17 protein-coding genes are annotated in these 12,069 nt (G+C 48.1%); 1 reads left to right on the top strand and 16 read right to left on the bottom strand.

Annotation, left to right across the window (positions count from 1 at the left end; genetic code table 11):
* Positions 1-518 precede the first annotated feature (518 nt).
* From M2406_RS04205 to M2406_RS04140, 14 genes are all read right to left on the bottom strand, one after another.
* A complete protein-coding gene (locus M2406_RS04205) occupies positions 519-902 on the bottom strand; it encodes a DUF2570 domain-containing protein (protein ID WP_259188831.1) in 384 nt (127 codons plus the stop codon).
* Positions 899-1,339: a lysozyme gene (locus M2406_RS04200; protein ID WP_259188830.1), complete on the bottom strand. Its 441-nt coding sequence runs from the start codon at positions 1,337-1,339 to the stop codon at positions 899-901. Before M2406_RS04200 ends, M2406_RS04205 begins: the two co-directional genes overlap by 4 nt.
* Entirely contained in the window at positions 1,326-1,727 is a 402-nt protein-coding gene (locus M2406_RS04195; protein ID WP_234529364.1) for a phage holin family protein, read from the bottom strand. The genes M2406_RS04200 and M2406_RS04195 overlap by 14 nt, the downstream gene beginning before the upstream one ends.
* Before the next feature lie 82 nt (positions 1,728-1,809).
* On the bottom strand, positions 1,810-2,163 hold the full coding sequence (locus M2406_RS04190) for a hypothetical protein (RefSeq protein ID WP_122078771.1): 354 nt from the start codon (positions 2,161-2,163) through the stop codon (positions 1,810-1,812).
* Positions 2,164-2,424: 261 nt separating this feature from the next.
* Entirely contained in the window at positions 2,425-2,928 is a 504-nt protein-coding gene (locus M2406_RS04185; protein ID WP_259188821.1) for a DUF4411 family protein, read from the bottom strand.
* Positions 2,925-4,064, bottom strand: coding sequence for an XRE family transcriptional regulator (locus tag M2406_RS04180; RefSeq protein WP_259188820.1), 1,140 nt, complete (start codon positions 4,062-4,064; stop codon positions 2,925-2,927). The genes M2406_RS04185 and M2406_RS04180 overlap by 4 nt, the downstream gene beginning before the upstream one ends.
* A gap of 155 nt (positions 4,065-4,219) precedes the next feature.
* A complete protein-coding gene (locus tag M2406_RS04175) occupies positions 4,220-4,648 on the bottom strand; it encodes an antiterminator Q family protein (RefSeq protein WP_259188819.1) in 429 nt (142 codons plus the stop codon).
* 53 nt (positions 4,649-4,701) lie between these two features.
* Entirely contained in the window at positions 4,702-5,700 is a 999-nt protein-coding gene (locus M2406_RS04170; protein WP_259188818.1) for a DUF968 domain-containing protein, read from the bottom strand.
* A complete protein-coding gene (locus M2406_RS04165) occupies positions 5,697-6,494 on the bottom strand; it encodes a KilA-N domain-containing protein (protein ID WP_259189931.1) in 798 nt (265 codons plus the stop codon). Before M2406_RS04165 ends, M2406_RS04170 begins: the two co-directional genes overlap by 4 nt.
* A 106-nt stretch (positions 6,495-6,600) precedes the next feature.
* On the bottom strand, positions 6,601-6,978 hold the full coding sequence (locus tag M2406_RS04160) for a RusA family crossover junction endodeoxyribonuclease (protein WP_259188817.1): 378 nt from the start codon (positions 6,976-6,978) through the stop codon (positions 6,601-6,603).
* Between the two features lie 211 nt (positions 6,979-7,189).
* Entirely contained in the window at positions 7,190-8,236 is a 1,047-nt protein-coding gene (locus tag M2406_RS04155) for a hypothetical protein (RefSeq protein ID WP_259188816.1), read from the bottom strand.
* 8 nt (positions 8,237-8,244) lie between these two features.
* Positions 8,245-8,427, bottom strand: coding sequence for a DUF4222 domain-containing protein (locus M2406_RS04150; protein WP_112348294.1), 183 nt, complete (start codon positions 8,425-8,427; stop codon positions 8,245-8,247).
* Between the two features lie 185 nt (positions 8,428-8,612).
* Positions 8,613-9,146, bottom strand: coding sequence for a YmfL family putative regulatory protein (locus M2406_RS04145; protein WP_259188813.1), 534 nt, complete (start codon positions 9,144-9,146; stop codon positions 8,613-8,615).
* 27 nt (positions 9,147-9,173) lie between these two features.
* On the bottom strand, positions 9,174-9,401 hold the full coding sequence (locus M2406_RS04140; RefSeq protein ID WP_259188812.1) for a helix-turn-helix transcriptional regulator: 228 nt from the start codon (positions 9,399-9,401) through the stop codon (positions 9,174-9,176).
* Between the two features lie 105 nt (positions 9,402-9,506).
* Here M2406_RS04140 and M2406_RS04135 point away from each other — a divergent pair, with 105 nt between their 5' ends.
* Positions 9,507-10,157: a LexA family transcriptional regulator gene (locus M2406_RS04135; protein ID WP_259188810.1), complete on the top strand. Its 651-nt coding sequence runs from the start codon at positions 9,507-9,509 to the stop codon at positions 10,155-10,157.
* A gap of 209 nt (positions 10,158-10,366) precedes the next feature.
* Here M2406_RS04135 and M2406_RS04130 read toward each other — a convergent pair whose 3' ends face one another.
* Together M2406_RS04130 and M2406_RS04125 are read right to left on the bottom strand one after the other, a co-directional pair.
* The gene (locus tag M2406_RS04130; protein WP_259188809.1) at positions 10,367-10,834 is read right to left on the bottom strand and encodes a hypothetical protein; all 468 of its coding nucleotides are present in this window, start codon (positions 10,832-10,834) and stop codon (positions 10,367-10,369) included.
* Positions 10,835-11,358: 524 nt separating this feature from the next.
* A complete protein-coding gene (locus M2406_RS04125; protein WP_259188808.1) occupies positions 11,359-11,847 on the bottom strand; it encodes a hypothetical protein in 489 nt (162 codons plus the stop codon).
* Between the last annotated feature and the right edge of the window lie 222 nt (positions 11,848-12,069).

Genomic DNA, 12,069 nt, shown 5'->3' with positions numbered 1-12,069 from the left:
TACGTTTTGTAATTTATTTCACAAGGGTACTAATCAAAGCAGCTTTCGATCTGTTTCACCGGGTGGCAAACGATGCAGCATATTCGAAGGCTTGCGACTTGACTACGTCAAGATAACAACCGTGCGAGACCAGTAACAGGAAGCAACACGCAAGACATTGACCAAGACCATCTCGTTTGTTGGCTCGTTTTTTGCCTTCATCCTAATGATGTTAACGCACTGCCCTCCTCCAATATAGTTCCTTGCATGCTTAGGCAAGCTTTACATATATGGCTTTTTCATTAAGACCACATAGGCAAAAGTCTAATGTTAACTACCTCTGCTACTTGTTTATAGACGGGTGATGGAGAACCTTTTCTTCCCATAATTATCTCGTTACAGCTCCTCGCCATTGGTTCAGCATGGTCACCTGACCTGCGCATATTGACAAAGCAGTTTGTAGTGCCAGCGTGTAGCTGACTGCATCGCCCCACGTATTGCCCTGCCGCGTTGGATGCTCACATGGGGTGAATACAAACTCAGGGGGTAGCAGCACCACCTGTTGCGGTGCCGGTGACAGCGTTTTGCTGCAGGAGGTCAATAGCAGCGGCAGGCATAGGACTATTGCCACATTTATCGCTTTTAAGTGCATCGCGTAATTTCCTCTGGTACGTTTCCCCCTGCTGGCGCAGTTGCTGATTATTCTTTTGTTGCTCTGCCATCAGCTTGCGGTTACGGGCGTCCTGTTCCTGCATGGTGGCAATCAGTCCTGACTGCTGCGCCAGCGTCTTTTTCTGCTCCTTAACCTGCGCGCCAGCCTCTACCGCGTTACCATAGAAGTAGAACGCCAGCCTGCCAGCAACAATCAACGCCACCAGCAACAGGCCGATCGCCATTGTTCGAAAGCTGAATGAGGTGTTCATGACAAAAACAACTCACGTTCTGCCGCCCTACGCGTTACCAAGCCGTTCAGTTTCACGCCACCAGCATTAACCCACCGGCCAAACTCATTAGCAGCCCCCTGTTTGTCACCTGCATTCAGTTTTTGCAGAAGAGTTGAGGTGCTTAACGAACGCAATCCGAGGTTATAAGCAAAGCTCACCAGCGCATCGAACTGGCCCTGAGTGATTTTCACCTTCACCAATTGATTAACGCCCTGCTCATACTGAACAACGCCGCATTTCAACAACCGATCTGCAGTTTCCTGGTCAATCACCATGCCGGGGCAAGTCTTCTTTCCGTCTACTGGCTGAGTCCAGCCATAGCCGATTGTCCAGACGCCAACCGAGTCTTGGTAAGCTTTCAGTTCTAAACCCTCGAAGCGCTTAATCAGCTCAATACCTGTTTTACTTATCTGCATCACTGACTCCCTTCCTGTTCAAGCCGCTGATACGCTGCAATAGTGAAATCGCAGCCTCTCGGATTACCCTGGCCCCAATGACACCAAGTACAGAGAACACGAACAGCTCAATTTTCATCGTCTCGGTTTTGGATAGCACGTCACCCATGCCCGGTAGCAACTCAATGGACCGAACTAATAAAGGGGATAGGACAGGAACAGTAGTCACTGCTATAAGGCCGGTGAGTAATGCATCCACCAAAGCTGTGCGGATCTTACCGCCGTAGAAAAGGACGCGCCCAAATGCCAAGGCCGATGTAATCACCATGCCGTTTATCCAGTTGGCATTGTTCGAATAGAGGTTCGCCAACCAACTAAGGAGGGCATTGTCATTGTGGGGCATTTTCATACCTCCCCCTTCCGGGGCTCTGTCCCGGTACCGGGTAATGAACGAAAAAATCCCGACGTAAGCCGGGATTGATTTATTTTGGTTATGCCGGTTGCGCAACCGGAATATGTTGAGTAATTACTTGGTCGGCGTAACTTTCGAGCAAGTAAAATGGATACTTGAATTCCCAGGAGTCTCCTGCTGCCGATACCGTCGGAGCACCTACACCAGAAAAGCAACGCCCTTCGACAGAAATGGCCAGCGAGTATGCAGGTACGGTGTTCAGTACCTCATCGAATTCGGTACCTGGTTCCATTGGAACAGACATACGGCCAAGGTATTTGTTCAGCAGGACAGCATTTTCAAACTGCCCTGCAACTTCAACTTTAGTAAGAGCCTTAGCTTGCTCTGGGGTCAAAGTAATGTCGTTGTTTTCGCTAATAATCAGATTTGCCATGTGAGGCTCCTTGTCATTGATACTGTATCCATATACAGCAAGTGAACATTATCAATTAAGAGGCTAAGCATCACATGGTGACCGTTGTCTCAAAGGTCACACAACACAGGGTAATCACTGTAGAAAATAGGGTTCAGCCACCAGCCGTAAACGATTCGGCGAAAAGGGTGTGCCAGGTGTGTGTCGGATGTTGGCTGGGGCTGAAATGAAAAAACCCCGGCGATTAGGCCAGGGCTTTATAAAATCTGTTGCTCCAATAAGCTATGCAGCTAAGATAAATGATGCATTCAAAGCTAATAGTAAGTCGAAGGTATTAATATAAGGCACATTAAATTGCGCACAAATGTTAGGAATCAGAAACTTTTTCTTACACCGAACGTCAAGTCTCTCATGCGTAACTATTGTGCTTCCCATCGTCATCGCCTTAGCAATTAACCATGTATCAGCTCCTCGTAAAAATTCATCCATTGCACCAACAGACATAGGCACTTGGGCTTGTTGTTGAGCAACATATTGAACGATAGATGCTAGGTTTTTTTGGGTTTCTACTTCACTAACGGGCAGAAACAATGGTTGATTCTGTAAAGCCCAGTCCTTTAGCTCATCATTACCACTGATTAATTCATCATAAACATTTTTTATGCTGAATATTTTCCCACCCGCTGAGCAACGCAATAACCATTCCCAAAATGCAGGACAAAAATCCATGTGATAATATTTGTTTTTTGCCTCTATCAAAACGTTGGCATCAATCAGATATGTCATGCGCCTATTTCCGTTGCATATTTCCTAAGTTTTGCCGGGGCTATGCCCAACAACCTACCAGCATCTCTTAACAACACTCTGCCACTGAGTGTCTCGTTAAGGATGGCTTTACTAAACCGCGCACTATTCTTGTTTTGGGCTATGGCATAGAAATTCCCACCGCCCCCTTCTTTGGCATGAAACTCTGCCATTAATGCTTGATAGTACTCGTTGTAAGCATGCACATCAATAAAGCCAAGATCATATGCTCTTCTAGCAATAACATAACGGCTAACATGGAGCATTTTAGCTAGGTCAGCTGCGTTTTGGCTGAGAGATTTTTCTACATCCCAATGAGCATGCATTACTCTTTCAGATGCAAGGAACTCACCAGCAACTGCATTACAGAATCGCTCTTCTTTACGTTCTTCCTGAGTACTAGCGGTAGATATTCCGCTTTTACCAATCCAAAGATGTGCAAGTTCATGTAGCAAGGTAAACAATCTAGCTGCAGGTGCATCGGTTAGATTAATGAACACAACAGGTGCATAGGGATCACTAATAGCAAACCCTCTAAACTCTTCAACATTTAAAGGCCGATGAGTATTATTTCCGACGATCCCACTTCTCATTACTAAAATGCCAGCTTCTTCCGCAGATTCCACAATTTTTCGTTGATACTCTTCCCAATTAAGCCCTCTTGGATTGAGATCATTTAGCCCCAACACGTTACGTATGTCGTTAGCTACATTTACTGGGTGATCTCTGAAATTGAAGGAATCAATGAACGTTAGTGGCTGTGCCTCCTGATCTATCAGATAATCTTTATACCATTCTTGTTTACGAATAACAGAACGAATGGTATCCAGCATATCTACACTAGCATTTTGAAGCTCATGGTTACGGATCGTTCTCAAGTCGGGTATAGGTATTGGCTCAACAGGGGGTTGTGCAAGGAAAAAGTATGCAAACGGTATATGCAATTTGTTTGCTAATTTTTGTGCCTGCGCAAACGTAGGATTTGCGTTTCCATCTTCCCAACTGATTACTTTTTCTACTTTAACCCCAATACCTGCGGACAAAGCATCCTCAGACATTTGAGCTCTCGCTCTTGCCCAGGAAAGTATTTGTGGATTGATTAACGCAAATTCAGCCATTTTATTTAGGTTTTTCAATTAGTTAATAAAAAAACCATACTCGTCCATTACCATTAAGGTAAGACTACCGTACAGACGTGTTTTTTTCCATAAAAAACCCCGCAAATGCGAGGTTTTTTGATTGGATAAGCTACGTGACTGCGTAACCACTCTTATCAGACTAAAACACAATTTGCGGACCGCGTTAGAGATTTTTCATAAATATTTTCGCGCTCGGTCTCTGGGTCCATTTCAAGTCGAATGTCCAGCATCGACAAACACCCTTCAATGAAATTTTCCCCCATCTGTAGCCCTATCCTGATCAGCTTCTCATCCTTCTTGAAGTACCTGGCTATAGCTCTTTTCTGCATGTTGAAGATGTAGTGCAGCACGACCAGCTGATACTCATCAGGCCGCCGGCGCTTTAACTGAGCCATGCACCCCTCAATGACCAGCCCATCATCATCGCAGCATGACAGGCGTGATTTACCTGTTTGCGGGATAAGCCCCTTAAACCCTGCAGCGATTGGAGAGTAATCCACTCCGCTGTTATCACCTGACGCCCAACCGCCCCAACGCTCTAAAACTGCCTGAATGTCTCTCATGCTTTAATCTCCAGACGTCTGGCCCGCATGCCAGCTCGCCTATTACTCCACACTTATGAAATTGCACCGACCGATAACGAGTAGTCGATAAACCTGAACCACACTTCGATCTGACTGCCGTACTCTTCTTCCCACCGTGACAAGTCACGATGCAACTCATCGTGATGTTTCCGGCATAGCGGGATAGTAAAAAAATCGTGTGCCTTGGTTGCCATGCCGCCCTGGCCATGACCAATGATGTGATGAGGGTCGTCAGACGATCCGCCACAACATGCGCACGGCTGAGACTTAACCCAGCGTGTAAACTTTTCGCTCGTCCAGCGTTCACGCTTCGGTATCTTGAATAATGCCTTTGGCGGCTCCGGATCGATTACCAATACCTTTGCAGCCTTCTTGGCTATCTCGGCGATCATCTGACTTGGTGCCAGACTGGGTGTTATATCGGCCTCTTTCCGGGTACCTGATGGGATTGTGGTCGGCTTGATACGCAGTGATGCCGCCGCGACATTCTCAGGCAACAGATCAATCACCTCATTCACCCAGGCCCACCAGCACAATTCTGGTAAGGTCAGTTGATGGCTCTCTTCAAACATGAAGTGAATTCTGGCCCGATACACCACAAAATCAGCAATATTTTGTTCTGCTGTAACTGATAGCTCATCCATCGTCTTATCACGGTACATATGCGAGTGGTGCCAGCACAGACGAATAGCACCGGTGCCATAACGCATGGTCTCCATGTTTTTATCGTGATAATCGTCCTCGGCGCACTTCCACTGGCATTCGTTACGGCGCCCCAGCCAACTCTCCAGGCTGTTGATGCCACCAGCAGCAGAGAGCACACGCTCATGCTGAAAGAATGGGCGGAAACGTGGATCACTGGCCAAGTGCTGCTTAACCGCCGGCAGCGCACCAGATGGCATATCGCGAAACTCAGCCGGTACCGTGGCCACCATCACCCTATCGCCGAACATCGTCATCAAGTCATTGCCTGGCTTTAAGATGACCTGCCCTAGCTCACGTACGATGATCGGCTTCAATAACCCCCTCATGCCCTGGCCTTAGCCGTCATCATCAGCTTGATAAGTTCTGATGCCCGGGAATCGTAGAAATGAGGCTGAGTTTCGCGCGGGTTGCCTGGGTTGGTGATGTTTTTACCGTAAGCAAGGCCCTTTGTTGTCACAGCCCAGAACTGCTTAACGCCTCCCTTAGCGACTCTCGATGTGCTTCGACGTGATCGGTGCTCAACAATGCCAATTTCTTCCAGCCGGCGATAAGCTTCTTGGGGACTGACAGGGATTGAGTGTTCCTTAAGAATGGCACTGAGTGACATCGTAGGCCGGCTTGAGCCGTCTACCGAATCAGATGGAGCGTCAATGGCATAGGTTGGCATCAGGTTAGGAATACCGGCAAAGTCCTGCAGCTTCTGATAGGCGCCCAATTTTGACGAATTTGAAAGGTTCAGCATTCGAGATGCTGACTCAAGTAGCAGAATACCCGCCTGAATGCGATCTGCCGTCTGTGAAACATGCGGGCCAACTGCTGCAGCGTCAAAAGTGCGGATGACCTTCAGGCTAAATGCAGGACTAATCCACATGGCATATGAGTAAACCAGCTCCTTGCAAACATAAACGCCAGGGCTGATCCCCCCTTTGATGACTTCCAAAGCCGAGATTCCTGCTTTGCTTATTTCTTGCGCAAGCTCTTGGGTTTGATTGTTCTGCAGCCAGACGCTCGGACGTTGGCGCCCTTCGCTTCCTGCTGCACGGTGCAAATCATTCAGGCAATAGCGGCCATTGATATCCTGACGTACAGCTACGCCATCAATCGCGATCAATTGATTCATTGTATTACTCCACACATTGGTTTTAGCCAGCCTCCCCACCCCGTCACCCGCATAGTGACTGGGGAGGCGATTAACTGCTCTATCAAAATAATCGATACCTGTGTTTTTATCCAGCATCAGTAACCTCCCAGATCCGGAGATCTACCTTGCCGCCTTTGGTCACTGGCCCCCAGCTCGCATTGATGCGTTTAATCTGGCTGTCATCGAGCCACACACCAGCCTTGGTCATCGCATCGAACAGGCCCTTGAAGTAATTATCCAGGTCACGTCGGGCTTTGGTCGGTGGACAGAACACGACCTCAACGGCGATATCTGCACTGATTGGCTTCGGCCGGCGACGTAGCTGCTCAAACACTTGGGCGATAGCCTCGGCTTGAAATGCCCTGCCGCGTTCACTGACCAGAGTTCTGCCTCTTAACGATCCCTTGTTTGGCGAGCGCCAGTAGCCGTTAACGCTTGGAGGAAATGGCAACGTCAAAATCATTCACCCTCCCCAACCGCTGCACGGACAATCCCGCGTACACCGTAGTAATCCCATTCGAAGTGCCACTGCTGCCACCCAGTTACATACCCACCGGCCAAAGCATCTAGCCGGTTCTTTTGGCGAGACCGCCAGAAAGTCCGTGCCTCTTTCAACGCCCGGCGGCGCCAGATGTGGTACGCGATGCTCGACAGTGGTATCAGAACTAGATTTTTCATGATGCCAACCTCGCTAGGTCGTTCTCGCTTGCCCTGGTTACTGCCTGTGCCCAGATACCGGTCCATGCCCTGCGTGCGTCGTAATCGGTCATACGCCCAAGAGATCCGGCCATTTCCTTCGCCAGTGCCTCAACCTCGTTTTGGGGTTTTCGGCGTTGGGATACCAAGCGGGTGTAAGCGTCCTCTCGAGCAGCGCTATCAAGCTCCTGAACCTTTGGCAGGTCATTGGCCCGTTCCTCCTTGACCTTGAGATAGCATTTCTCGGTGATCAGGTAATCAAAGTCCTTCTTGCGCCAGGTCTTGCCGGTGTTGGTATCTGCACGGTCTTCCAGCATCCAACGGCATTTTTTCGAGATGAAACGCAGGTAAGCCCCCCACTTCTCGAGATTAAGCTCGTAGTCAGCCCAGAGTTTGCGGAGCTTCTTGCGGCGGTCGTCAGTGATTTTAAGAACGATTGGCAGCTCAGGCAGAGTGCTGTGGAAGGCCTCAAGCATGGCCTTGTAATCGATTTTCAGAGAGTCGGCTTGTGGGTCTGCTGGTGGAGCCAGCTGACGTACAGGTTTTTTCTCTGTAGTAATCTCTGAAGTATTCTCTGAGTAATCTCCTGTATGAATGAATGCGGGATTTCCCCGATCTGGCTCGGGGGTTTTCTGCAGACTTGTCCGCGGAATTTCCGCATTCTTGTCTGCTGGTTTGTCGCATTCTTGAATGCGGGATTTCCGCATACTGGATTGCTGGTTTTCCGCATACTGAATCAGCAGGGCTTCCAGACGGTTTTTGTTAACGCGAAAATAGAGTTTTGCGGGTACCCCTCGGCGGTCTTCTTCCAACACGCCGGCGGTGACCAACTTTTTCCTGGCGCCTTCCTGCTCATAGCGTGACAAACCAGTTTCGGTCGTCAGCTCAGCCTGGGTTTTGTAGAACCAGCCATCCATTCGGTTTTGCCAATACACCAACTGCGAAAGCAGTACAGCACCGGTAACGCCAGCACCCAGCCCAACAAACGAAGGCTGGAATGCTATTGGGCGATCCAGTAACTGCATTAAGACGCTCATTGCTCTACCTTTTTGAATTTTGTACCGAAGTCCCGGCGTGGGCATGCGCAGTCATATGGGTAACCCGGACGGCGGAATATGACCCGGTGGTTTATCCGATCAACTCCAGTCACATGAACAATCACACCGTGACTGTCACGACAGCACATTTCGAACGGGATGATCACTTCGTTATCCATGATTTCCCCTCACTAAAAACTTACCGTTACCCACAACCCAAGCCGCATAGCTGTGGTTGATGGCTAACCATCGGCCTTGTACATTGAGCTCATACGAAAACGCTGCTGGCGAACGTCCACCAGCTACAGCACGGCAACGAAGTTGCGGGATACCCGCTAAATTGCGTACACTGTTCATGCGTTAATTACTCCACACGTTTAATTGATGCACTCGACGCCCGGGACCGCATATCCTGGGCGTCACCCTCTCCAAACATCATCACCGTCACCGCGTATATCTCCGCCACCAGCGATTGAACCCGGTAACCCTTAGCTTTCAGCTTTCTGCTCTCGTCGTTGTCCAGCAACCCATCAGCTGTAAATTCGTTATGTGCTTTTGCAAACAGGCCTAGTGCTGACATCAGCTCGTTGAACTTGATCAACAACTCTTCGTTATCCGCCTGCTCGATTTCCGGAAGCTTCACGAATACACCACCAGCGTGTTTACACATCGCCTCGGTGATATCTGAACGGCCAGAGATCGACTCCATTTCTACAGCCATACCCAAAGGCACCACCTGCCCTGAAACTTGGCGGACGCGGTTACGCAGTGCGTTTTCAGTGCCGGCTACCGGATCCAACTCCTTCGCCATCGTGCTGTACTTGCCTGGGAACTGAGTGATCAGCTTGTGTATCGCTTCGCTGATGTCGTCCTGGGTAGGAAAGTCTTTGTTGTCCACAAGGCTTCTCCGCTTCTGTGGTTTTGGTTATGCCGCTGGGGCGGTAATATTTTTCTCGGGGGGAAATACATCATCGAGAAAACACTCGGCCCCTAAGTTGTTCAGTGCGGAAATGATGATTCGGCAGTCCTTAAGTCCAGGGGTCCTAATGCCAATTTCATAATTGGCGATTCGGGACTTACCCATCCGGCAAGCTTCCGCAAGTTGGGATTGAGTTATGCCGAGCTTATTCCGCTGTTCAGCGATATTGTTCATGTAAGCTCCTTTGTAATTACGAAGTCCATTAGACACAATATGTGATTAACAGTCAACGACAATACGTGAGCGGATTGTAACCACGGTATGTGGTAAAAAGGATGGATGAAAACATTGTCTGAAATCATTGGCGAACGCCTGAAGGCGCTGCGCGAAGCTAAGAAGTTGAGCCAGGCCGATCTAGCGAAGCTTATCGGTTGGTCTTCTGCTTCCAGGATTGGAAATTACGAGCTAGGTGCTCGTAAGATCAGTGCGGATGATGCAATTATATTAGCTTCATCATTGGGCGTTAGCCCTGCAGAGTTGTTGTTTGGTGACTCAGCACACCAATTGGCATCTCAGTTCCAATACCCTCTATATGCAAAAATCTCTGCTGGCGGGTTTAATGACGTTGGAAGCTATACAGAAAGAGATTCAGTTCGCCTCATTCCCACAACTGTTAAAGCAAGTGATGACGCTTTCTGGCTAATCGTCGATGGACACTCAATGACAGCCCCTCAAGGTGCAAAGCCAAGTTTCCCTGAGGGCATGTTAATCTTGGTTGACCCAAGCGAAGTTCTAAATATCAAGTCTGGGGATTTCTGCGTAGCTGGTCTGAACAATGACGAAGTAACTTTTAAGCAATTCTCGATTTATGGTGGTAAACCACAACTTGAGCCGCTAAACCAGCGCTATGACATCATCCCATTTGATGAAAACTGCAAGCTTATAGGTAAAGTTATAACTGCTCAGTGGCCAGAAGAAACCTTCCAATAACTCCATTCCCCTAAAACAAAGGCCGCTCATGCGGCTTTTTTTATTTCAAAATCAAACACAAAAATAAACACGACCAACCAATCACATTTAGTGATTGACTATTTGCACACATTTTGTGACTATAGCTCCATCAACAGCGAACAGGCAGGACGCCCACGAAGTAGCCGCCCGAGGCACACGAAGATCGGGATGATTCGCAGAGTAAATGATTAAGGCTTTGGAAGGTCACCAGCAAACCAAGCTGCCGCTTTTTGAAGAAAGCTTAGTTTGACGGAAATTGCTTCGGATGAGCGGTCAAGAACGATCAGCGTTCTTATGTAAGCGGCGTCACGCAAGAGGCCAAGCATTGGATTATCCGTCTCCTCGGCCTTAACGTATGCGGCATGAAGTTCAGAATCTGAAATACTGTCTGGCTTCGTTATTAGCTCTTTCATTTTCTTGGATTGTGCTTCGCACAGCATGGCAGTTTTACTCGGCTGCCAAACGAAACTAATAGCAGATAAAGAGGCAACAATAGCGCCAAAAAGTGGAAGGCTTCCATAAGTAGCGAAAATAGCTGACCCGAGCATGATTTGTGAAAACGTTAGTAACCGATCCAGCCTGCTATAAAAAGTCGCCTGCATCGTCTCAATGTGGAACGAATAGCGGATGTGAAAAATAGTGTTTTCTCGGGTCATTTGCTGCCTCTTACTTTTTAGGCTCAGGCTCCGGCTGTCGCTCGGTAGGCCTATATGGAACTTGGCTATCTGGTGAAGGACGATCTTGACGCTCAGGATATCTATATCCTTCAAACGGATAATTATCAGACATATACACCTCTTTGTGGTTGATTGTGTTGGCGCATAAATCATACCACAGAACACCCAGCAACAACGGGTACCCACGCGCCGGGCGTGGATAAAAATCCCGGCACACAACGGCATGCTCACTCGCCCTTTCCCTCAAGTCTGGAAGCGGTGGAGAATCCTGAAACTCATGAGTGAGCATACCGATGTGGTTAGGCTGGAAACTTCGGGGGCGTTGTTTACCAGCCGCCACACCTTGTGCGCCGCGCCGGCGGCACTGCAGCGAAAGCAAGCGCAGGTATCCGGCAAAAATTTATGCTGTGTGTAGTCTTGGCGGCTGTTCGCTGGGTTGGTGTCAGCCGCACTTTTTTCGCTCTTTAATAATCTGCGTAAATCCGCCTTAATTAAGTCTGGATTCAAGCTTTCTGCATATCAGCAGGTTCTATTACTTTATTAATAGCAAAATGAGTGAACAAACTTGACAAAGCAATATAAGCCAACATCCAAGCCCCAGCTTTGCAAATATAGGTAAACACCTCAAATTGCGTTTTCCCAGGGGCATCGTTGGAAACGATCATGATGTCATAGGCGTATGAGCAAAACACCCCACAAAAACCGAGTAGGATGATATTAATAAACTTGGCAGCAAAATCCTTATGCTTGAAGGTAGATACCCTTCCGTACCCCCAATTTTTATGGCTTTTTAAAAATAGATGCACGGCGCCTGAAAGTAAGATCAGCGTGAACACTCCGTACATGCCTGGATTATCCCAGTTGGCGGCCCCATTAATAATGTTATAAATAAGCACACCCGACACACCTAGAGCAATGTTCTTAAAATGATCAATAGTAACGCCATAATAATATTCGTTACCTTCGTATGGGATTTGTTTTAGCTTAGCCACGAGAACTCCTTACATTTAAAATGCCAATAAGTTTCTTTCGTACAAATTTTTAATATTAAAACATATGATGTGACGTTCTGCAGTATTTTAAAAACTGCATAGCATGCGGTGCGTCACCTGATGTGTGAGTAATTGACCGAGGACCTATGCTATGCGGGTAGGTTCTCTTATCTAAGTCCGATTTTCTATCTTCGAAAATTTGCCAAGCTCTGGCAGGGCTTC

It is taken from the genome of Serratia sp. BIGb0163, from assembly GCF_024809935.1.
GTDB lineage: Bacteria > Pseudomonadota > Gammaproteobacteria > Enterobacterales > Enterobacteriaceae > Serratia > Serratia quinivorans.
The sequence above is the reverse complement of the archived record's forward strand: the minus strand, read 5'-3'. Positions and strand labels throughout refer to the sequence as shown.

What these genes read in the sequence shown, in the direction of transcription:
- M2406_RS04205 (WP_259188831.1), bottom strand. Translation starts at nt 902, where the DNA reads ATGAACACCTCATTCAGCTTTCGAACAATGGCGATCGGCCTGTTGCTG.
- M2406_RS04200 (WP_259188830.1), bottom strand. Translation starts at nt 1,339, where the DNA reads ATGCAGATAAGTAAAACAGGTATTGAGCTGATTAAGCGCTTCGAGGGT.
- M2406_RS04175 (WP_259188819.1), bottom strand. Translation starts at nt 4,648, where the DNA reads ATGAGAGACATTCAGGCAGTTTTAGAGCGTTGGGGCGGTTGGGCGTCA.
- M2406_RS04170 (WP_259188818.1), bottom strand. Translation starts at nt 5,700, where the DNA reads ATGAGGGGGTTATTGAAGCCGATCATCGTACGTGAGCTAGGGCAGGTC.
- M2406_RS04130 (WP_259188809.1), bottom strand. Translation starts at nt 10,834, where the DNA reads ATGACCCGAGAAAACACTATTTTTCACATCCGCTATTCGTTCCACATT.
- M2406_RS04185 (WP_259188821.1), bottom strand. Translation starts at nt 2,928, where the DNA reads ATGACATATCTGATTGATGCCAACGTTTTGATAGAGGCAAAAAACAAA.
- M2406_RS04155 (WP_259188816.1), bottom strand. Translation starts at nt 8,236, where the DNA reads ATGCAGTTACTGGATCGCCCAATAGCATTCCAGCCTTCGTTTGTTGGG.
- M2406_RS04190 (WP_122078771.1), bottom strand. Translation starts at nt 2,163, where the DNA reads ATGGCAAATCTGATTATTAGCGAAAACAACGACATTACTTTGACCCCA.
- M2406_RS04150 (WP_112348294.1), bottom strand. Translation starts at nt 8,427, where the DNA reads ATGGATAACGAAGTGATCATCCCGTTCGAAATGTGCTGTCGTGACAGT.
- M2406_RS04160 (WP_259188817.1), bottom strand. Translation starts at nt 6,978, where the DNA reads ATGATTTTGACGTTGCCATTTCCTCCAAGCGTTAACGGCTACTGGCGC.
- M2406_RS04140 (WP_259188812.1), bottom strand. Translation starts at nt 9,401, where the DNA reads ATGAACAATATCGCTGAACAGCGGAATAAGCTCGGCATAACTCAATCC.
- M2406_RS04165 (WP_259189931.1), bottom strand. Translation starts at nt 6,494, where the DNA reads ATGAATCAATTGATCGCGATTGATGGCGTAGCTGTACGTCAGGATATC.
- M2406_RS04180 (WP_259188820.1), bottom strand. Translation starts at nt 4,064, where the DNA reads ATGGCTGAATTTGCGTTAATCAATCCACAAATACTTTCCTGGGCAAGA.
- M2406_RS04195 (WP_234529364.1), bottom strand. Translation starts at nt 1,727, where the DNA reads ATGAAAATGCCCCACAATGACAATGCCCTCCTTAGTTGGTTGGCGAAC.
- M2406_RS04135 (WP_259188810.1), top strand. Translation starts at nt 9,507, where the DNA reads ATGAAAACATTGTCTGAAATCATTGGCGAACGCCTGAAGGCGCTGCGC.